Origin of the sequence: Devosia sp. FJ2-5-3, assembly GCF_029201545.1 — a bacterium.
In the GTDB taxonomy this organism is placed as follows: Bacteria; Pseudomonadota; Alphaproteobacteria; order Rhizobiales; family Devosiaceae; genus Devosia.
Map to the genome: position 1 here is coordinate 3,419,427 of NZ_CP104007.1, position 19,166 is coordinate 3,438,592.

22 protein-coding genes and 1 riboswitch are annotated in these 19,166 nt (G+C 64.0%); of the genes, 8 read left to right on the top strand and 14 right to left on the bottom strand.

Annotation, left to right across the window (positions count from 1 at the left end; translation table 11 throughout):
• Positions 1–3 precede the first annotated feature (3 nt).
• Both N0P34_RS16465 and cobA read right to left on the bottom strand, forming a co-directional pair.
• A complete protein-coding gene (locus tag N0P34_RS16465) occupies positions 4–1,323 on the bottom strand; it encodes a cobyrinate a,c-diamide synthase (protein ID WP_275604308.1) in 1,320 nt (439 codons plus the stop codon).
• A gap of 276 nt (positions 1,324–1,599) precedes the next feature.
• Positions 1,600–2,418: a uroporphyrinogen-III C-methyltransferase gene (gene cobA / locus N0P34_RS16470; RefSeq protein ID WP_275604309.1), complete on the bottom strand. Its 819-nt coding sequence runs from the start codon at positions 2,416–2,418 to the stop codon at positions 1,600–1,602.
• A gap of 66 nt (positions 2,419–2,484) precedes the next feature.
• On the opposite strand from cobA, the gene N0P34_RS16475 reads away from it, so the two are divergent.
• Positions 2,485–3,207 carry a cobalt-precorrin-6A reductase gene (locus tag N0P34_RS16475; RefSeq protein ID WP_275604310.1) on the top strand — a complete coding sequence of 241 codons (723 nt, stop codon included), beginning with the start codon at positions 2,485–2,487 and terminating at the stop codon, positions 3,205–3,207.
• Here N0P34_RS16475 and N0P34_RS16480 read toward each other — a convergent pair.
• Complete coding sequence (locus tag N0P34_RS16480; protein WP_275604311.1) at positions 3,147–3,617, bottom strand: cobalamin biosynthesis protein; 471 nt, start codon at positions 3,615–3,617, stop codon at positions 3,147–3,149. The genes N0P34_RS16475 and N0P34_RS16480 overlap by 61 nt on opposite strands.
• 274 nt (positions 3,618–3,891) lie before the next feature.
• On the opposite strand from N0P34_RS16480, the gene N0P34_RS16485 reads away from it, so the two are divergent.
• Both N0P34_RS16485 and N0P34_RS16490 read left to right on the top strand, forming a co-directional pair.
• Positions 3,892–4,788 (top strand): cation diffusion facilitator family transporter, encoded by an 897-nt coding sequence (locus tag N0P34_RS16485; RefSeq protein ID WP_275604312.1) that lies wholly within the window; start codon positions 3,892–3,894, stop codon positions 4,786–4,788.
• A 109-nt stretch (positions 4,789–4,897) separates the two neighbouring features.
• The gene (locus N0P34_RS16490; protein WP_275604313.1) at positions 4,898–5,377 is read left to right on the top strand and encodes a hypothetical protein; all 480 of its coding nucleotides are present in this window, start codon (positions 4,898–4,900) and stop codon (positions 5,375–5,377) included.
• Between the two features lie 142 nt (positions 5,378–5,519).
• Here N0P34_RS16490 and cobO read toward each other — a convergent pair whose 3' ends face one another.
• The 8 genes from cobO to N0P34_RS16530 all read right to left on the bottom strand — a co-directional run bounded on the left by cobO (position 5,520) and on the right by N0P34_RS16530 (position 13,903).
• Positions 5,520–6,128, bottom strand: coding sequence for a cob(I)yrinic acid a,c-diamide adenosyltransferase (gene cobO, locus N0P34_RS16495; RefSeq protein ID WP_275607007.1), 609 nt, complete (start codon positions 6,126–6,128; stop codon positions 5,520–5,522).
• 29 nt (positions 6,129–6,157) lie between these two features.
• The gene (locus tag N0P34_RS16500; RefSeq protein ID WP_275604314.1) at positions 6,158–6,724 is read right to left on the bottom strand and encodes a hypothetical protein; all 567 of its coding nucleotides are present in this window, start codon (positions 6,722–6,724) and stop codon (positions 6,158–6,160) included.
• Positions 6,721–10,656, bottom strand: a complete 3,936-nt coding sequence (gene cobN / locus N0P34_RS16505; protein WP_275604315.1) for a cobaltochelatase subunit CobN — start codon at positions 10,654–10,656, stop codon at positions 6,721–6,723. The genes N0P34_RS16500 and cobN overlap by 4 nt, the downstream gene beginning before the upstream one ends.
• Positions 10,656–10,874, bottom strand: coding sequence for an alkylphosphonate utilization protein (locus N0P34_RS16510; protein WP_275604316.1), 219 nt, complete (start codon positions 10,872–10,874; stop codon positions 10,656–10,658). Before N0P34_RS16510 ends, cobN begins: the two co-directional genes overlap by 1 nt.
• Positions 10,875–10,989: 115 nt before the next feature.
• The gene (cobW, locus tag N0P34_RS16515) at positions 10,990–12,048 is read right to left on the bottom strand and encodes a cobalamin biosynthesis protein CobW (protein ID WP_275604317.1); all 1,059 of its coding nucleotides are present in this window, start codon (positions 12,046–12,048) and stop codon (positions 10,990–10,992) included.
• Positions 12,045–12,779: a CbtA family protein gene (locus N0P34_RS16520; RefSeq protein WP_275604318.1), complete on the bottom strand. Its 735-nt coding sequence runs from the start codon at positions 12,777–12,779 to the stop codon at positions 12,045–12,047. Before N0P34_RS16520 ends, cobW begins: the two co-directional genes overlap by 4 nt.
• A gap of 31 nt (positions 12,780–12,810) precedes the next feature.
• On the bottom strand, positions 12,811–12,993 hold the full coding sequence (locus tag N0P34_RS16525; RefSeq protein WP_275604319.1) for a CbtB-domain containing protein: 183 nt from the start codon (positions 12,991–12,993) through the stop codon (positions 12,811–12,813).
• Positions 12,994–13,014: 21 nt separating this feature from the next.
• A riboswitch (cobalamin riboswitch) is annotated at positions 13,015–13,232 on the bottom strand.
• A gap of 20 nt (positions 13,233–13,252) precedes the next feature.
• Entirely contained in the window at positions 13,253–13,903 is a 651-nt protein-coding gene (locus N0P34_RS16530) for a hypothetical protein (RefSeq protein ID WP_275604320.1), read from the bottom strand.
• A gap of 104 nt (positions 13,904–14,007) precedes the next feature.
• Between N0P34_RS16530 and N0P34_RS16535 the strand changes: the two genes are divergently transcribed.
• Together N0P34_RS16535 and N0P34_RS16540 are read left to right on the top strand one after the other, a co-directional pair.
• A complete protein-coding gene (locus N0P34_RS16535; protein ID WP_275604321.1) occupies positions 14,008–14,259 on the top strand; it encodes a DUF2164 domain-containing protein in 252 nt (83 codons plus the stop codon).
• A gap of 71 nt (positions 14,260–14,330) precedes the next feature.
• Entirely contained in the window at positions 14,331–14,687 is a 357-nt protein-coding gene (locus N0P34_RS16540) for a DMT family protein (protein ID WP_275604322.1), read from the top strand.
• Between the two features lie 21 nt (positions 14,688–14,708).
• Here the strand turns inward: N0P34_RS16540 and N0P34_RS16545 are convergent, their stop codons facing one another.
• Complete coding sequence (locus N0P34_RS16545) at positions 14,709–15,722, bottom strand: zinc ABC transporter substrate-binding protein (protein WP_275604323.1); 1,014 nt, start codon at positions 15,720–15,722, stop codon at positions 14,709–14,711.
• Positions 15,723–15,936: 214 nt separating this feature from the next.
• Between N0P34_RS16545 and N0P34_RS16550 the strand changes: the two genes are divergently transcribed.
• From N0P34_RS16550 to N0P34_RS16560, 3 genes are all read left to right on the top strand, one after another.
• Positions 15,937–16,752, top strand: a complete 816-nt coding sequence (locus N0P34_RS16550; protein ID WP_275607008.1) for a metal ABC transporter ATP-binding protein — start codon at positions 15,937–15,939, stop codon at positions 16,750–16,752.
• A 188-nt stretch (positions 16,753–16,940) separates the two neighbouring features.
• Positions 16,941–17,759, top strand: coding sequence for a metal ABC transporter permease (locus tag N0P34_RS16555; RefSeq protein ID WP_275604324.1), 819 nt, complete (start codon positions 16,941–16,943; stop codon positions 17,757–17,759).
• A complete protein-coding gene (locus tag N0P34_RS16560) occupies positions 17,749–18,162 on the top strand; it encodes a Fur family transcriptional regulator (RefSeq protein ID WP_275604325.1) in 414 nt (137 codons plus the stop codon). The genes N0P34_RS16555 and N0P34_RS16560 overlap by 11 nt, the downstream gene beginning before the upstream one ends.
• Positions 18,163–18,166: 4 nt before the next feature.
• Here the strand turns inward: N0P34_RS16560 and N0P34_RS16565 are convergent, their stop codons facing one another.
• Both N0P34_RS16565 and rsmD read right to left on the bottom strand, forming a co-directional pair.
• On the bottom strand, positions 18,167–18,544 hold the full coding sequence (locus N0P34_RS16565; RefSeq protein WP_275604326.1) for a GFA family protein: 378 nt from the start codon (positions 18,542–18,544) through the stop codon (positions 18,167–18,169).
• Between the two features lie 46 nt (positions 18,545–18,590).
• On the bottom strand, positions 18,591–19,163 hold the full coding sequence (gene rsmD / locus N0P34_RS16570) for a 16S rRNA (guanine(966)-N(2))-methyltransferase RsmD (RefSeq protein WP_275604327.1): 573 nt from the start codon (positions 19,161–19,163) through the stop codon (positions 18,591–18,593).
• Positions 19,164–19,166: the final 3 nt, after the last annotated feature.

Sequence of the window (19,166 nt, forward strand, 5' to 3'; positions counted from 1 at the left end):
GTCTTATGGCGCAGAGATGACGTGAGCGTAAGAGCCCATGACGCGGTTGAGTTGGGCACCCATGGGGGGCTGGCGGATGGCTTCGGCGTCGAGGGCTTCGAACAGGGGGGGCAGGCTCGCTCCCTTGGCGGAGGAATAGTGGAATTCGTGGCCATTGAGTCCAGCGGGCCAAGGCAAGGGGCTGTCGTGGAGGAGACGGCGATAGCCGAGGACGCGCTTGGGGCGGTCGATGCGGGTGGTGGTGGGCAGAAGGCCGGTCATGGCGTGGCTGGTGCCGGATTTGTCGACCAGGGCCTCGCCCAAGACCATAAAGCCACCGCACTCGCCGTAAATGAGCGCATTGCGGTCGCGGGCGGCGATGAGGCCGGATCTAAAATTTTGCGCGGCGGCGAGAGCTGGGCCGTGGAGTTCGGGATAGCCGCCGGGGAGGAATATGGCGTCGGAATCCGTTGAGGGCGCTTCATCGGCAAGCGGGGAGAAGAAGGAGAGCTCGGCCCCGGCGGCGCGCCAGCCATCGAGGAGATGGGGATAAAGGAAGGCGAAAGCAGCATCGCGGGCGATGGCGATGCGTTGGCCGAGGGGAGCCAGGGCACGCGGCGCGGCGTTCGCCGGGGGGAGAGGCGCGGCGAGATGGGCCAGTGTGGCGAGATCAATATAGTCGGCCATGGCGGTCGCGGCGGCGGTTAGAAAGCCATCAAAGCCGTCGATTTCGCCGGGAAGAACGAGGCCGAGATGGCGCTCGGGGACGGTGAGATCGGTGCGGCGGGGAATGGCGCCGAGGACCGGGATATCGAGGGCATTGAGCGCCGTGGTCAGCATGCGCTCGTGGCGCGCAGAGGCAACGCGATTGATGATGATCCCCGCGACGCGCACGCCGGGGCGCCAATGGGCAAAGCCGGCAACAAGCGGGGCGATGGACTGGCTCTGGCGATCGGCATCGGCGACGAGAATGACGGGGAGTTTTAGGGTTTCGGCGAGATCGCCGGTGGAGCCCTTGCCATCGGCGGCGCCATCGAAAAGGCCCATGACACCCTCGACGAGGAGGAGATCGGCGCCAGTGGCCTGCTGAGCGGCAAGGGCGCGCAGCTGGGTGGCGTCCATGGCCCAGGGGTCGAGGTTTATGGCTTCGCGGCCGGCGGCGCGGGAGAGATAGATGGGATCGATATAGTCCGGGCCGGTTTTGGCGGGCGCGACGATTTTGCCCTGCTGCCGAAGGGCGGCGAGGAGGCCGAGAGTGATGAGGGTTTTGCCCGAGCCCGAACGTGGGGCGGTGATGAGGAGGCCGGTGGGGTTAGGGTTCATGGCGTGCTTGGAAACCCCCACCTAGCCTCCCCCTGGTAGGGGGAGGGACACATCGTGGTTGTGGAGAGGTCTGAGCGCCATTGATAGCATTCACCCCTCACCCTAGCTAGCCGTTCGAGCATAGCTCTCACGGCCTTTCTTACTCGAACTGCTCCACTGGAGCAGTTCGCCCTTCGGGACGCTCGAAAGTCCCCTGAGGGGCGAGGGGACTGGTCCGAGTTTGTGGAGACATTTGAGCGCCACCGGAGGGCCCCTCCCCCTGACAGGGGGAGGTTGGGAGGGGGTGATTGCGCAAGCCTAGCCAAACACATGTCTGCGCACTTCTTCGACGTACCAGTCGAGGCTTTGTCGGTAGTTGGCTACGGCGCCGAGGACGACGATGGCGGGGGTGGGGATGTCGGTGAGGGTGCCGGCTTCGCCGAGGGTGGTTTCGAGGACCGACTGGTCGGGATTGGCGGCGTGGGAGACGATGGTGAGGCGCTCGTCGGCGCGGCGGCCGGCAGCGAGCAGGCGCTCGGTGATGGCGGGGAGATGTTTTACCGCCATGAACATGACGATGACCGGCGCGGCCTGGGCCACGGCAGGCCAATCGACGCCGCCGGGGACGGCGCCGCTTTCGTCGTGGCCGGTGAGGAAGATGACGGCGTGGTTGGTATCGCGATGGGTGATGGGGAGGCCCGCATAGGCCAGGCCCCCAAGCCCCGAAGAAATGCCGGGCACGATGCGGAAAGCAATGTTCTCACGGGCCAGCGCGCCGGCTTCTTCGCCGCCGCGGCCAAACATGAAGGGATCGCCGCCTTTGAGGCGCAGGACGCGCTTGCCGGCCCTGGCAAGGGCGATGAGCTGGAGGGAAATGTCGGACTGCAGCGGCGAAGGTTTTCCACCGCGCTTGCCGGCATGGATGCGCTCGATATGGGCTGGCGCGAGCGCGAGGGTTTGCGGAGACACCAGGGCATCGTGGACGATGACATCGGCTTGCCCCAGCGCATGATAGGCCAGAAGCGTGAGGAGGCCCGGCCCGCCGGGGCCCGCACCGACGAGCCACACACTGCCGGGTTCAAACACAGGAAAATCGGCGCCGTCGAGACGCGAAAAATGGGAGAGTGGCAGGCTCATGCGCGCACGCCTTGAGAGAAAGCCGATCTGCAGGCACATTGGCGCAAATCAGGGAATGCGGAAGCCATGAAAATCCTCATTCTGGGCGGAACGACCGAAGCCCGGGAACTTGCCAACCGCCTCGTGGCGGAGGGGCACGACATTACTACATCCCTGGCCGGCAGGACGCGCGACCCCAAACTGCCGCAGGGCGGCATTCGCATGGGCCGGTTCGGCGGCATTCCAGGCCTTGCGGCCTATCTCAACGCGGCGGGGATCGAGGCCCTTGTGGACGCTACGCATCCTTATGCCGGGCAAATCTCGGTCAATGCGGTTGCGGCGGCGGGGGCCGGTGGCGTGAAGCTGGTGCGGGTGATGCGGCCGGCCTGGGAGCCCCTGCCCGGCCAGCGCTGGACCATAGTCGACACCATGGCGGAGGCCGCGCGCAGCATTCCCACCGGCGCCGATGTGCTGCTGACGACGGGCCATAGCGGGCTGGAGATCTTTCTTGAGCGCGACGATTGCCACTTTATCGTGCGGCTGATCGAGCCGCCGGAATTCAAGGTGCCCGGCCATGCGGAAATCCTGCTCTCCCGGCCGCCCTATGACGTCGACAGCGAAATCCAACTGATGCAGCGCCATGGGGTGACGCATCTGGTCAGCAAGAATTCGGGCGGGCGGCAGACGGCTGGCAAGCTCGAAGCCGCCCACAGACTGGGCGTGACGGTGATCATGATCGGGAGACCGCATTACGGGCCTGCGCTGGAAGTGGCGAGCGTGGACGCGGTGGTGGCGGCGCTGGGGCTGTAGGCGAGACGCGAAAGGGCGCAGGTGGCGCCGGCGGAGGCGATTTTCTCGAGAAGTAGCGGGCCGAATGACTGGGCGGCGGCCTCGGCAATGGCGGGAACGCCGAAGAGGCGCGTGACCCTGGTCGAGGGATTGGGGACGGGGCGTGAAAACTCGACGGGGTCGGCGGCGCGCAGCTCAACGCCCAGCCTGACAGCGGCGGCAAAGAGGCCGGGATGATCGAGCTTGTCGGGATGCGTGACGCAGAAGGCTATGGAGCGGGCGGCAAGCCCCTGACGCGCGAGTGCCGTCTCGATAAGCGCCAGGATTTCATCGGCTCCCGTATCGCGGCGCGCACCGAGCCCGACAACAATAACGGGCCTATCCTGGTGCTCTAGAGTGGGCGCGAGCCCGGAAGTCCAAATTCTCATCATCGCCTCGCTGCTACGAGGCAGGTTCGCTCAAAACCGGAGCAGCTTCCGGGATTGGTCCCGCTCTTGGGTCGACCGCACCGGAGTCTGTTTCATTCCGTCGCGGGAACGCTGCACAGTTTTCTTTCTAGGACGGGGAAAGCATGTGGTCAATCAATGGCTTGCGCGGCAGATCGCCCCGATGGGAATGCTTCTGAAAATCGTTCGCAAATTCAAGGGGTTGATGGAACCCGGACGAGGGTCTATGGCCAGAGATCAACAGCGAGCGGAGCCAGCAATGGCCATCACGAACAAGACCCTGGCCGTGGCCGCGGCCAGCCTGGCTGTCGGCCTCATCGTCTTGGGAATCAAGTTTTTTGCCTGGCGGCTGACCGGCTCGATCGCGCTTTATTCCGATGCGCTGGAATCCATCGTCAATGTGGTGACGGCCCTCGTGGCGCTGGTCGCGGTGCGGTTCGCACAAAAGCCGGCGGATGCCGCCCTGCCCTATGGCTATCACAAGGCCGAGTATTTTTCGGCCGTCGTGGTGGGGGTGATGATCATCATTGCGGCCATACTTGTCGGTCGCGAAGCCTATCTGGGGTTTCTCGCGCCGAGCCTGCCCGAAGCGCCGATGGAGGGTATTGCCCTCAGCCTCGTGGCGACGTTGATCAATCTGGCCTGGGCGCGTGTGCTGATCCGCCAGGGACAAAAGGCCCGTTCACCCGCGCTCGAGGCCGATGGCAAGCATCTGATGACCGATGTGGTGTCCACGATTGGCGTCGTGATCGGACTGGGGCTGGTTTACCTGACAGGCTTTGCGCTGCTCGATCCCCTGCTGGCGGCGCTGGTTGCGCTCAACATCCTGTGGTCGGGCTGGGGCGTGATCAAGGATAGTGTCGGCGGGCTGATGGATGTGGCGGTGGATCCCGAAACGCGGAAGCTGATCCGCGAGGTTATTGCCACCAATGCCGATGGTGCCATCGAGGCGCACGATATTCGCACGCGGCAGGCCGGCAAGCTGACCTTTATCGATTTTCACCTGGTGGTGCCGGGAACGATGAGCGTGGATGAGGCGCACACGATCTGCGACTGCATCGAGGCGAAGCTGCGCGAAGCGGTGAAAGATGTGCAGATCACCATCCATGTGGAGCCGGAAAACAAGGCCAAGCACTCCGGCATTGTGGTGGTTTAATTCGACACACCCGATGGTCTTCACCCTGAGGGGCGAGGGGGCGGTAGAGCCGACGGGCTAGCGCGCCCCCCTCTTGCCCACGCGGCGCGACGCAGGCAGAATCGCCGCTATGCGTCTCATTTTCATTTTTCTCGCCCTGTTCGCTCTTTCCGTGCCCGCTTCGGCGCAGGAATGGGGGCGCTATGACAATGGGCGGTTTGGCTATTCGATTGCCGTACCGCCCGGCTTTGTCGGCCAAGGCGAGAGCGACAATGGCGACGGGCAGGTTTTCGTGCTGCCCGGGCGGGTCACCAGCCTCACCGTGTGGGGTGGGCTGACGGGCGTCGTCAATAACGGGTTTGAGGTGCAGGCCGAGGCCAGTATCGGGCACGATATCGACGAGGGCTGGAATATCACCTATCGGGCGACGACGCCGAAATGGGCCAGTTGGAGCGGCACGAAGGGCGGAAACATCCTTTATCGGCGGATGGTTCTGCTCTGCGATGGCAGCGCCTATGCGGCGTTCGAGATGAAATATGGGCAGATTGACCGGCCGAGCATGGACCCGGTGGTGGAGCGGCTGGTGGGCTCGCTGCGGGGCGATTGTTGAAGCTGCTCTCGCATACCCCCTCCTAACCTCCCCCTAAAGAAGGGGGAGGGACAGATCGCGTTCGGGGCGCGGTCGGCCGTCAGCCACGATGCGCCCCTCCCCCTTATTCAGGGGGAGGTTGGGTGGGGGTTGCCTCCCAGCCTTAAAACTCGATGCCCTTTTGGGCTTTTACGCCGGCGCGGAAATGGTGCTTGATCTCGGTCATTTCGGTGACGAGGTCGGCGATTTCGATCAGTTCGTCCTTGGCGTTGCGGCCGGTGACGATGACGTGCTTTTCAGCAGGCTTGTTGGCGAGGGTTTCGACGACTTCCTCGATGGGGAGATAGTCGTAGCGCAGGCAGATGTTGAGCTCGTCGAGCAGGACCATGTCGTAGCTCGGGTCCATGATCAGCGCCTTGGCCTGGTCCCAGGCCTTGCGGGCGGCGGCGAGGTCGCGCTGGCGGTCGGCGACGTCCCAGGTAAAGCCTTCGCCCATGGCGTTGATGGTCACCTGATCGGGGAATTTGTCGAGCACGGTGCGTTCGCCGGTGTTCCAGACACCCTTGACGAATTGCACCACGCCCACACGCATGCCATTGCCCAGGGCCCGGAAGACCATGCCGAAGGCGGCGGTGGACTTGCCCTTGCCCTTGCCGGTGTGGACGACAAGAAGACCCTTTTCCTCGGTCTTGGTGGAGAGGATCTTGTCGCGGGCCGCCTTCTTCTTCTTCATTTTTTCGGCGTGATAGGCGTCGCGTTCGGCCTCGGACATAAGATCGGTTTTCTTGAGGGGCTTTTCGGTCACTGAAGGCGCTCCGCGTGTTCGATGATCAATTGGGCCGCGCGCTCGGGCGGCAGAATGGTGGTGTCGAGATCGAACCGGTTCGGGTGGTCGATCCGCAACAGGGGACGACGCTGGCGCACGAGGGCCGCGCCGGCGGCATCGGTCATCTTGAGACGATCCTCACGCTCGGGGCTGGGAATGCGTTCGTCGTGAGCCGCGTCAGACGCAGTGAGGATGACGGGGGCGAAGGTGGCGCCGCGTTTTCGCGACACTTCAACCACCTCGGCAAAAGCCTCGTGGTCGAGCGGATCGTCTTCCATCAGCGCATTGGTGAGCACGAAGCTGGCTTCGGGCCGGGCGATCTCGGTCATGGCCCGTAGCGCCTCGCGGCGGATGGTCATGATGATATCCCAGGCGCTGTCGGGGATCGGGGTCGATCCATCCTCCCGGATCAGCGAGAAGACGATGTTGTTGGCGAGGTGATTGTCGAAGAGGCGCGCATTGGTAAGCGCGCAGATCTGCCTCGCGATCGTCAGCTTGCCGACCCCGTAGTGGCCGATGAGATAGATGATGGTGTTGTTCATGCCTCCCCCTCGAGGAAAGCATAGACGGAGTTGGAACGGGGCGACCAGAGACCGCGCTGGCGGGCGTCCCGGAATTTTTCGATGAGCTCGTCATAGCCATAGCGATTGACCGATTTCAACCAGTCACGGATGGCGTCGTTTTCGACGAAGGCTTCGAAGGCCAGATCGAAATGGTGGGTTTTCACCGCGCCGGTGGTGGCGGCGTAGGCGAACATGAAATCGACTGTGGCGATGATTTCGAAGGCGCCGCGATAGCCATGGCGCTGCATGCCGGCAATCCATTTGGGATTGACGACGCGCGAGCGCATGACATGGGAGATTTCCTGTTCCAGCGTCCGGATCTTTGGGGTTTCGGGGCGGGAATGGTCGTTGTGATAAGCCGCCGGTTTGTGGCCGGAGAGGGTTTCGGCGGCGGCGGAGAGGCCACCCTCGAACTGGTAGTAATTGTCACTGTCGAGCAGATCGTGCTCGCGATTGTCCTGATTGTGGAGGACGGCGTCGATCTGGCCGAGGCGGGCGGCGAAGCGGTCGTGGAGGGCAATGCCGTCGGCCTTTGCGCCATAGGCGTATTGGCCCCAGCGCAGGAACTGGTCGGCGAGATCGGCCTTCTCGGACCATTTGCCATTGTCGATGAGTTGGCCGAGACCGGCGCCATAGGTGCCCGGCTTTGAACCGAAAATGCGGGCGCCGGCTTCGAGGGAGGCCTCGGCTTCGGTCTTGCCAGCCGCCATGAGGCCAAGGGCTTCGGCGCGCATGCGAGCGGCGATGGGGTTATCTTCTTCGGGCTCATCAAGCGCCCCGACGGCGCGGATGGCACGATCGAACAGGGCGATCTGGGCCGGGAAGGCGTCGCGGAAGAAGCCGGAAATGCGCAGGGTGACATCGACGCGCGGGCGGCCGAGCTTGGCCAGCGGCACGATTTCATAGCCGGAGACGCGGAGGGAACCGGGGTCCCAGGTGGGTTTGGCGCCGATGAGCGCGAGGGCCTGGGCGATATCGTCGCCGCCGGTGCGCATATTGGCCGTGCCCCAGACGGAGAGGGCAACGGATTTGAGATAATGCCCGTGATCCTGGAGGTGGCGGAGCACGAGGCTTTCGGCGGATTTCCGGCCGAGTTCCCAGGCGCTCGGCGTGGGGACGGCGCGGGCATCGACGGAATAGAAATTGCGCCCGGTGGGCAGGACATCGAGCCGGCCACGGGACGGTGCGCCGGAGGGACCGGGGGCGATGAATTTGCCGTCGAGGCCGGCGAGGAAAGCGGCCATTTCAGAGGGGCCGGATGCGGCAAGTCGCGGCAGGATGAGAGTTTTCACCGTGTCGAGGACGGCGTTGGTGGCGGTCCACTCGGGGGGACAGGTTCGGGTGCCGGTAATGAGCTCGGCGGCGAGGGCTTCGAGGTACTCGAGGATGTCACCGATGGTGCGGGGATTTACCCCCCTCCCAGCCTCCTCCTCAAGGGGGGAGGTGCCGAGCGGTGTTCGTGGAGGCAGCTGGGGGCCCGTCCAGGGCGCACCGAGTTCAGCCGTCAGTGGATCGACGCCGAGTTTGAGGTCGTCGGCGAGGGCGCGGATGAGGGAGTTTTCGGAGGGGCTTTCGCCGCGGGGAATGCGGGCAAGGGCGACGGCGAGATCGCGCTGGAGATCGCCCGCTGGCGACTGGCCAAAGATGTGCAGGCCATCGCGGATCTGGGCTTCCTTGAGGTCGCAGAGGAAGTTGTCGATCTTGATCAGGGCCTCGGTCTCGTCCTCGGGCAGTCCGATATCGGTGTCGAGGCGGCTGTCGCGGGTGAAGTCGAGAATGCGGCTTTTGAGATCGGCCAGACGGCGGCGATCCATGCCGGAGGCGGCGTAATATTCATCGAGCAGCGCTTCGAGGTCTTTTAAGGGACCATAGGTTTCGGCGCGGGTGAGCGGGGGTACGAGGTGGTCGATGATGACCGCACCGGTGCGGCGCTTGGCCTGGGTGCCCTCGCCGGGATCGTTGACGATGAAGGGATAAAGATGGGGCAGCTGGCCCCAGAGCGCGTCGGGATAGCAATCGGCGTCGAGCGCCGTGGCCTTGCCGGGCAGCCATTCGAGCGTGCCATGTTTGCCATTGTGCACCAGGGCATGGGCGCCGAATTCGTGGCGGAGCCAAAGATAGGCGGCGATATAGGCGTGGGGCGGGACCAGCGCCGGATCGTGATAGCTCTCGGTCTCGTCGAGCTGGTAGCCGCGCGCAGGCTGGAGCAGGAGCACGATATTGCCGAAACGGTGCGCCGGAAGATGGAAGGCATTTTCGCGAATGAAGGGATCGGTCGCGGGATCGCCCCAACGGGTGGTGACGGCCTCGCGGGTTTCTTCGGGGAGCGCGGCGAAGAGTTCGGCATAGCGCGCGAGCGGGAGGATGGCGGCGGAAGTGCCGCGCTGGGGACTGGCGTTGGTGGGGCCGGACTGGAGGAGATTTATGAGGTCGGCTGAGGTGGAGGGGAAGGCCCCCTCATCCCAACCGAATTCGGATGCGAATTCGGTGACCCTTCGGGCACCTTCTCCCTCGAGGGGAGAAGGGGACGGAGCCGAGAGATCGTAGCCGGCGCGCTCGAGTTCGGCGAGCATACGCACGGTGCTTTCGGGGGCGTCGTAGCCGACGCCGTTGGCGAGGCGCCCGTCGCGGATGGGGTAGTTGGCGAGGACGATGGCGATGCGGCGGTTTTCGCGGCTGGTGGCGCGGAGGATGGCCCAGTTTTTCGCGAGGGTGACGGCGCGGGCGATGCCCGAATGATCAGGGGCGTAGGCGGTAAGCGGGCACTGGGTGCGCTCGTGCCAGACAGCGTCGGCCTTATGGCCGACGAGCAAGCCACCGATGCGGCCATCGACTTCGGGCATGACGAGATACATCGCCATGTCCTTTGACGAGAGGCCGAGATTATCGGCCTGCCATTGCGCCTCGGAGCGGCCGGACTGGATGAGCTGGATGACAGGGGCATCGGTGCCGGCGAAGGGGTTTGATTTGTCGTCGAGATCAGCGATGCCCAACGCGAAGGCGGTGAGGTTGAGGATGACGGACGGCGGAAAGGCAGCCAGAGCATTCTGGACGAAGCGGACGCAGGCGGCTTCCTTGAGTGAGGAGACCAGTAGCGGCACGGGGGCGAGACCCTGGGCTTCAAGCTCGGCGATCAGGGCTTCGAGCGTGGCGGTGCCGGCACCTTCGAGGGCGGCGCGGTAGAAAAGGATGGGGGTGTAACTCGGGCCGATGTGCTCCGCGAGAACGCCCCCCACCCCAGCCCTCCCCGCGGGGGGGAGGGAGTGCGGCCGGTGGACGTGGATGGAGCGCAGGCCCACTTCGTCGGTCATGCCGGTTTTGGGGTGCCAGAGGCCGAAGCGGGGGAAGGGTTGCGGCGCCGCCAGCCCTGTGTCAGCACCGCCCCCCACCCCAACCCTCCCCTCGAGGGGGAGGGAGTGAGATCGAGGCTGCTCCGACAGAAACGAAAGCGCCGCAAGGATTGCGTCGGAATTGTCGGGGCCGCCGGCGACGAAGAGGTGGTGGAGGGCCAGCCAGTCGTCGGGGGGAATGGTCGAGCGGGACTGCAGAATGGGGTCGGGATTGGCATCGCCCGGCAGGAGGACGAGCGGGATTTTGCGGTTGGCGCAGAGGGCGGTGATTTCGTCGACGCCATATTGGAAATAGGCGACGCCGCCGATGAGGCGGAGGACGACGAGGCGGGCATGGGCGACTGTCTTGTCCAGCCACATGTCGACGGAGAGATTATTGGCGAGGCGCAGCGTGTTGGCGAGGCGGAGTTGGTCTTCCCCTGCCCGGTCGGCGGCGGCGGCGAGCATGGCCAACTCGCTGTCGGCAGCGCTGGCGAAGATCAGCGCGCCGGGGCGCTGGGCGAGGTCGATGGCCTCGCCTTCCTGCTGGATGGCGCCGGCCTGGGCGGAGAGGAGGTGCATCAGGCCTTCTTGAGGAACTCGGTGCGCAGGACCAGTCCCTTTACCTTTTCGGCATTGCACTCGATTTCGGCGGTGTCGCCGGTGAGGCGGATGTTCTTGACCAATGTGCCGCGCTTGAGAACGACAGAGGTGCCCTTGACTTTGAGATCCTTGATGAGGGTGACCGCATCGCCATCATTGAGCTCGTTGCCGTTGGAATCACGGGTGATTTCGGTCATTTTTTGGTCCTTCAACCGAGCGCGTAGACTGCAGGTTTGGTGAAAGTCCCAAAGACCCCCACCCTTGATCCCTCCCCACTAGGGGGAGGGAGACGATGAACATGAGCGTCCGTGACTAGGCCGCGAGAGCGGCGGCGCGCTGGAGGCTCTGGGTGATCGCGGCGCGATCGAGCGGGCTTTCGCCGATGACGACGAGGCTGGTCTGGCGGGTTTCGTCAGCCTTCCACGGGCGGTCGAAATAGGCCGTAACGCGGGGGCCGACGGCCTGGATGGCCAGACGCGCGGCGGCGCCGGGAACAGCGGCAAAGCCTTTGAGGCGCAGCACATCGTGGGCCTTGATCGTGTCGGCGATGATGGCGAGCAGCTGGTCCTTGCCCTCGATGGCGGGCAGGTGGATCGAGAAGCTGTCGAAATCGTCGTGCTCGTGGGTCTCCCCGCCGTGCTCAAGCTCGTGATGGCTGGGGCGGTTGGCGATGTCGTCTTCCGAGCCCATGCCCATGCCGAGCAGCGCGGTGATGTCGACATGGCCATTGGCGGCGCGGACGATACCGACGCCGGGGCGCAGCTCGGCGCGGATATTGGCTTCCACCTTTTCGAGCATTGCGGGATCAACAAGATCAGTCTTGTTGATGATGATCATGTCGGCGGCCGAGAGCTGATCTTCGAAGAGTTCGCCCAGCGGGGTTTCGTGATCGAGCATTTCGTCCTGGCGGCGCTGGGCATCGACGGCGGCTTCGTCGGAGGCGAAACGGCCCTCGGCAAGCGCGGCCGCGTCGGCGACGGTGACGACGCCATCAATGGTGACCTGGGCCTTGATCTCGGGCCAGTTGAAGGCGCGGATCAGCGGCTGCGGCAGAGCGAGGCCCGAGGTTTCGATGATGATGTGATCGAACTTGTCGGGGCGGGCCAGGAGGGCCTGCATGGTGGGAATGAACTCATCGGCCACGGTGCAGCAGATGCAGCCGTTGGAAAGCTCGACCATATCCTCTTCGCGGCAGGTCTCGTCGCCGCAACCGGCGAGGATATCCTTGTCGACACCGAGATCGCCGAACTCATTGATGATCAGCGCGATGCGCTTGCCCTTGGGGGCATGGGCCAGCATGTGGCGCACAAGCGTGGTCTTGCCGGCACCGAGAAAGCCGGTAATGACAGTGGTGGGGATCTTGGTGGTCATGCGAGGGCTCCAGTGCGAACGCCGACGCGAGCGGCGAGATAATCATTGATGCGGCCGAAGGCGAGGCCGAGGGCCACCCAGAACAGGGCGCCGTTGAAGATGACGGCGGAGACGAATTCGGCCGTCATGCGCGGGGGAACGCTCGTGGGCTCATCGGGCGCGACCGGCGCCTGAATGAGATGGGGCAGGATGATCAGCGCGACTGCGACGGCCAGCGCCCAGGGCGCGCGGATTTTTGCCGCAAGCACCAGCGCCGCGCCGGTCGAGATGGCCGCGCCGGCCCACCAGAGCTGACGGGCAAGCGTGTCGGCAACGGGCATGCCCGGCATGCCGGGCGGCAGGCCGAGAGCGGGCGCGAGGGTAAAGGCGGCAAAGCCACCCAGCCCCCAGAGGACGCCATTGGCGAATGTGATGGGCAGGTTGAAGACGACCGAAACCGCGCCGATGATCAGCGCATAGCCGGCGGCCATGAGGAAATTGGCGAGGACAGTATAGGCGGTGCGCTCGAAGCCGTCCTGGGGCATCCACTCATCTTCGTCGTGTGAATGGGCCGGAACAGCTGCTGCGGTCGCGTCGCCGGCCTCTTCCTCGTGATGATGATCTACTTCGCCGCCCTCGAACGCCTCGGCGGCAAAGATCAGCGGGGTGACGCGCCAGGCCTGGAATGCGGACGTGACGAGGCCAGCACAAAGCGCTGCGACAAGCGCAGCGAAAAACAGATTGCGGAACATTTTTTCTCTCTGAAGCTTGGTAGCGCCCGCCTTAGTGGCAGGGGAAGCCCATGGCGTGACGCGTGTCGTGAGCACCATTGTGCAGGCGATAATCGCCGGCAAAGCCGGTGCCAACCAGGAGCGTCATACCCAGGAACAGGGCGAGAAGCCCGGCCATGAGGCGCTGGGACAGCGAGAGAGAAGACGGGGAAGAGGAAACAGTGGTCGTGGTCATGCAGGCACCCTCCGTGCGCAGGATTGATCGGCGTGTGTCGGCAGGTCTCCTGGCTGGCGGTGGATAAAGCCCCCTCGCCTTCCCGGTGCCCGCGGGCACCAGTGGCGAAATGAGGGGGCGCACCGCTTACAGTTGCGGGGGCAGCCACGGAATTGGTCCCTTATGGGTACGCCGCACCGTGTTCCCTTTTGATCCCCTTGTGCCCTTGCACGCGGGGAACCGTCACGGGATCACCTGTACGCCCTTGGAGGGCGCGGGGTCAATATTCAGGCAGGGCTATGTGATCGGGCCAGGGATAACCGACGCTGACATTGGTGACGCGCGTGCCGATCTCGTCGAGCAGCGGCAGGTCGGAATCAAGGGTGGTGTCACCTGCAACCGAAGTGGTGTCGATGGTTTCGGGATAGTCATCGGCGGGCGAGAAGCGATAGCTGACATGGCAAAGGGGATCCCGCTCAAGGAGATTGCCGGCTTCGATCCAGGCATAGCCGCCATAATCCCACCAGAAGCCGCCCAGCTTGAACGACTGGCCATTGAGAGCTTCCACGTCGTCTATGCTCATGCCCACCTGAACCCCGCCCGGAGCGATGTGGCTGGGCGAAAGGTCGATGTTGTTGGGAAAAGCGAGGTTTTCCTCATCGGCCCATAGGATTTCCATCTTGCGCGCGGGGTCGTCGGGATAAATGGTCGTGCCGAGCATCTCAATGCCTTCCGGGCCATAGATGGTGCCGGTGACCACATTGTCGGCGCCAAAATGCGCGCGGAGACGCGCCTCGGTGGTGTCGGCACCAAAAAGGCCTTCGCAGAGGAATTGCTCGGCCGGAGCGGATTCTACCTTGTCCTTGGCGGCAGAGGGCAGGACGGCAATGAGAACGGCGCTCAGCGCCAAAAGTCCGATGCGGACAGGCATAATGATCAATCTCCCCCTGGATGCGGCCATTGTGTCGCAAGCAAAGACGGCCCGCAATCTCCGACTCAGCGTATGAAAGGCTGGCTGAAAAGAAGGATTTTGCGATGAAGCCGATCAAATTCGACCGCGACGAAACCAAGGCCATCGTCGCCGAAATCCAGGACTATTTTCGTGTCGAGCTCGACCAGTCGATCGGCGCCATTCCCGCCGAGATGCTGATGCAGTTCTTCGCCGACAAGATGGGCGCTTATTACTACAATCGCGGCCTGCACGACGCGCAGGCACTGGTGCGCAAGAAGATCGACGACGTCAGCGACGATATCTTTTCGCTCGAGCAGCCAACCAAGGCGCGCTGAGCAGAAAGCACCCACTTCCGCCGATTGAACTTCGCAGCTAAAGCAGGCTGTCTCGTCTTGAGGAGGAAGCCTTGGGCTTCAATATTGCCACGCTGGCCCCGATCGGGCTGCTGATTGCGTCCAATCTGTTCATGACCTTTGCCTGGTATGGGCACCTCAAATTCCCCGGCGCGACGCTGTGGGTGGTGGTGCTGATCAGCTGGGGCATTGCGTTTTTCGAATATTGGCTGGCGGTGCCGGCCAACCGGATCGGCTATGGCGTCTATTCGGGGGCAGAGCTCAAGACCATCCAGGAGGTGATTTCCCTCTCGGTCTTCGTGCTCTTTGCGGTGTTCTATCTCGGCGAAAAACTGACGTGGAACCACGGGATCGGGTTCGGGCTGATCGCGCTTGGCGCCTTCTTCATTTTCAAGGGGCCGCTGAAGTAGCGACCCCGTTCCCCGGCCTGATTAGTTGAGGCACTCGGCTATGCTGGTGGCGAGGCCGCGGAGGAGCTCGGCGTAGAGGCCGGGACCTTCGCTGAGGGCGCTCGCCTCGGGGTCGAGCGTGCCGACCCGTGCGTCAGTCCCCTCGACGATGGTGTTGACGATGGCCGGCTGGAAATTTGGCTCGGCAAAGACGCAGGTGGCGCCGAGTTCGGAAACCTTGGCGCGCAATTCGTCGATGCGGCTGGCGCCGGGCATGGCCTCAGGTGAGACGGTGACCGTGCCGGCCAGGCTCAGGCCGAAGCGCGCCTCGAAATATTGGTAGGCGTCGTGGAAGACGATGAAGGGTTTGGTACCTACCGGATCGAGGATTGCAGCGATCTCGGCCTCGAGGGCTGAGAGGTCGGCGCGCGTCGTCTCGGCATTGGCGGCGTAGGCAGCAGCGTTTTCGGGGTCGGCTGCGACCAGGACTTGCTCGATGCGGGAGACCATGAGGACCGCATTTTCCGGATCAAGCCAGAAATGCATATCGGCTTGGCCCTCTGGAGCATGGTGCTCGTGGGCGTGCTCGTGCTCGTGGGCGTGATCATGATCTTCATGATCTTCATGGTCGTGGGCCCCCTCGTGGCGATGATCATCGCTGTGATCGTGGGCCTCGTGATCATGGGCGTGCGCTTCGAAGGCTCCGCCTTCACGCATGGGCAAGAGCGACAGGCCCTCGGTTTCAGAGAGCGTCACGATCTCGGCCCCGGTGGAAAGGGTCTTGAGCGCGTCAGACAGGAACATCTCGAAGCCAGGCCCGGTCCAGAACACAAGATCGGCACTCTCCAGCGCGGCGGCATCGGAGGGGCGCAGGGCATAGTCGTGGGGAGAAGCCGAGCCTTTGACCAGCAGGGTGGGGGTGCCCGCGTCCCCCATGACGGAGGCGACGAGGGAATGGACCGGCTTGGTCGATGCGACCACGCTGGGAGCCGCCAATGTCGTGCTGCTCAGCAGCAGAATCGCGGCGGCGGCGAGGGGAAAGGCGGTCTTGTGCATCGTCTGGCCTCTTAAGGATGATGTGATATGTTATGTTATTACGCTTGCCGCGGTGTTATGCTATAACGTATTTACGAGCGTCAAGAGAGGCTCCGGCAAAAAATGCGCGTGCTGCATTTGCCTGGATCCTCACCAATTCTGGCGGCTGCCCCCTGCCCCTTGCGCTCTCACCGGAGCGCGGACGCGGATGGCAACGCAGACCGACCGAGGCAAGATGAACGCAGTTGCGCAGCGCGAAACCCTGATCTCCCTCCGCGGTGCCGGCGTGCGCAGCGGCGGGCGCGTGCTCGTGGAAGGGGTTGATCTTTCCATCGCGCGTGGCGAGATCGTGACGCTGATCGGGCCCAACGGCTCGGGGAAGTCGACGACCGCCAAGATGGTGACGGGTGTGCTGCGGCCGAGCATGGGCAAGGTCGAGCGCAAGGCCGGGCTCACCATCGGATATGTGCCGCAAAAGCTGGCCATCGACTGGACGCTTCCGCTGACCGTCGAGCGGCTGATGACGCTGACCGGGACATTCGGCCAGGACGCCATCGAGGCGGCGCTCGAGGCGGTCGGGGCAAGGCGGCTGCGCAAGGCGGCGGTGCAGGAGCTTTCGGGAGGAGAATTCCAGCGCGTCCTCTTCGCCCGGGCGATGATCCGCAAGCCGGATTTGCTGGTGCTGGACGAGCCGGTGCAGGGCGTCGATTTTTCCGGTGAAGTGGCGCTCTATCAGCTGATCCGCGAAATCCGCGACACGACGGGCGCGGGGATATTGATGATCAGCCATGATCTGCATGTGGTGATGGCGGAAACCGACACTGTGATCTGCCTCAATGGCCATGTGTGCTGCCGGGGAACCCCCAGCACGGTCAAGCGGGATCCGGCCTATCTGCGGCTCTTCGGGGCACGCGCGGCGTCGGCACTGGCGATTTACGAACATCACCACGACCATGAGCATCACGACGACGGATGCGTGGTGGGGGCCGAGGTGGGGCATGAGCATGCGCACCATCATCATGAGCATGAGGGGCACAGCCATGCCAAGTGACGTGATTACCCCCTCCCGAGCGTCGCTAAGGCCCAAAGGGCCTAGCTTTGCTACCCTCCCCTCAAGGGGGAGGGTGAGCGCCAGTTCGTGGCAAGGTCGTGCCGTATCCACCAAATCACCCTCCCCCTTGAGGGGAGGGCAAGCGGAGCTTAGCCGCAGGCTTAGCGCAGCTCGGGAGGGGGTATCCCATGTTCGGTGATTTCTTTTCGCGGGCGCTGATTGCGGGCGTGGGGCTGGCGACGGTGACGGGGCCGCTCGGCTGCTTCGTCATCTGGCGGCGCATGGCCTATTTCGGGGACACGATGGCCCATTCGGCGCTGCTGGGCGTGGCCATTTCGATCCTCCTATCGATCAACATGACGCTGGGGGTGTTTGCCGTAGCAGCGATGGTGGCCGGCGCGCTGCTGCTGCTGCAGCGGCAGAACAATCTCTCGACCGACGCGCTGCTGGGCATTCTGAGCCATTCCTCGCTGGCTGTGGGGCTGGTGCTGGTGGGACTTTTGACCAGCGTGCGCATCGATCTGATGGGGTTCCTCTTCGGTGACATCCTGGCCGTGTCCGTGGAGGACATCGCCATAATCTATGGTGGCGGCGCGGCGATATTGGCCATGCTGTGGCTCAACTGGCGGCCCCTGCTGGCGGCGACGGTGAGCCCCGAACTGGCCGAAGCCGAAGGCCTGCGCCCCGATGTCAGCCGCATCATCCTGATGCTGCTGATGGCAAGTGTCATCGCCATTGCCATGAAGCTCGTGGGCGTTATGCTGATCACGTCGCTGCTGATCATTCCCGCTGCGACAGCGCGCCGGCTGAGCACCACGCCGGAAATGATGGCGATCGTGGCGGCCGTGCTGGGCGTGGCCGCTGTGGTGGCCGGGCTCTTCGGCTCGCGCACCTGGGACAGCGCCTCCGGGCCCTCGATCGTGGTCGCGGCCTTGCTGATTTTTCTTGTTTCCCTGACGGTCCCTGTCGATCGTCTCTTTGGCAGGAGGGAACGCCATGGCGCATAGCCACGAGATGCCGACCGATCTGACGCGCAACCAGGAACTGGTGCTGGGCACGCTCAACCGCTCCAACGGGCCGCTGAGCGCCTATGACATTCTCGATCGGCTGCGGGAAGACGGATTGCGAGCGCCGCTGCAGGTCTATCGAGCGCTCGACAAGCTGGTCGATCGCGGTCTCGCCCATCGGCTGGAATCGATCAATGCCTTCGTGGCCTGCGCCGATGAACATTGTCACCGCAAGGGGCTGATCGCCTTCGCCATCTGCAGCGGCTGCGGAAAGGTCGACGAATTTGCCGATCCAATCATCGAAGGGCGGCTGGGCGAATGGGCGAACGGCACCGGTTTTCTCGTCGAACGCACGACGATGGAAATCCGCGGCCGCTGCGCCGAGTGCAAGCAGGCCGCGTAAGGTTTTACGGATCGCGGGGATACATGGGCATGCCAGGAAGGATGGGCAGCCATGGCTCGCGCCTTATGCACCAGCCCTCGAATTGCGGAACAATGTCGGTGGGCGCATCGTCGAGACTGCCGAGATAGATCTCGACCTGGTCTTCGCCGAAGCTGAAGACGCGCGAACCGCAGCGCGGGCAGAAGCACCGGCCGTCATAGGTCGAATATTCGCCCGTTTGGGCGAACTGGCCCGGGCGCCAATCGGCGAAGGCGAGGAAGGATGAGCCAGTGATCTTGCGGCAATCGGCGCAATGGCAGAGGCCGGATTTGAAAGGCGCGCCGCGCACCTGATAGCGCACGGCGCCGCATAGGCAACCGCCGGATCTTGTCTCTTCTGGCATGTCGATTGTCCTCCCCTGGATATGGGAGGACAAAGTGCCAGCAGCGCTAAAGGTTCACCGGGGCGACCTCAAAACTCAGGAACCGGACTGCGGCAGCGCCATATTCGCGCGTGTCCTCAAGCGTGAAGCCATCCGGCACGGTCACCGGAGCATCGGCGGATTCTTCCCAGACCAGCGTGGCGCCGGGCTTGAGCCAGCCATTGGCAGCGAGCTCGACAAGGGCTTTTTCGCCGAGTTGCTGACCATAGGGTGGATCGAGGAAAACGAGATCGAACTCGCCAAAGGTGCCAGGTGCACCAAGCCCCGTCGCGTCGCGGCGCAAAAGCTTGGTGATACCCGCAACGCCAAAAGCCTGGATGTGGTCACGGATGATGCCGCGGGCCTCGGCGCCGATATCGACGAAGGTGACATGGGCCGCACCGCGCGAAAGTGCTTCAAAGCCCAGGGCGCCAGTGCCCGCAAAGAGGTCGAGCACCCGCTTGCCCTCGAGCACCGGGCCGAGCCGGGAGCCCAGAATGTTGAACATGCTCTCGCGCACCCGATCCGCCGTGGGACGAATGGAATCGTCCGACGGCGAGATCAGCTGCTTGCCGCGGAATTTACCGGCAACTATGCGCATGGC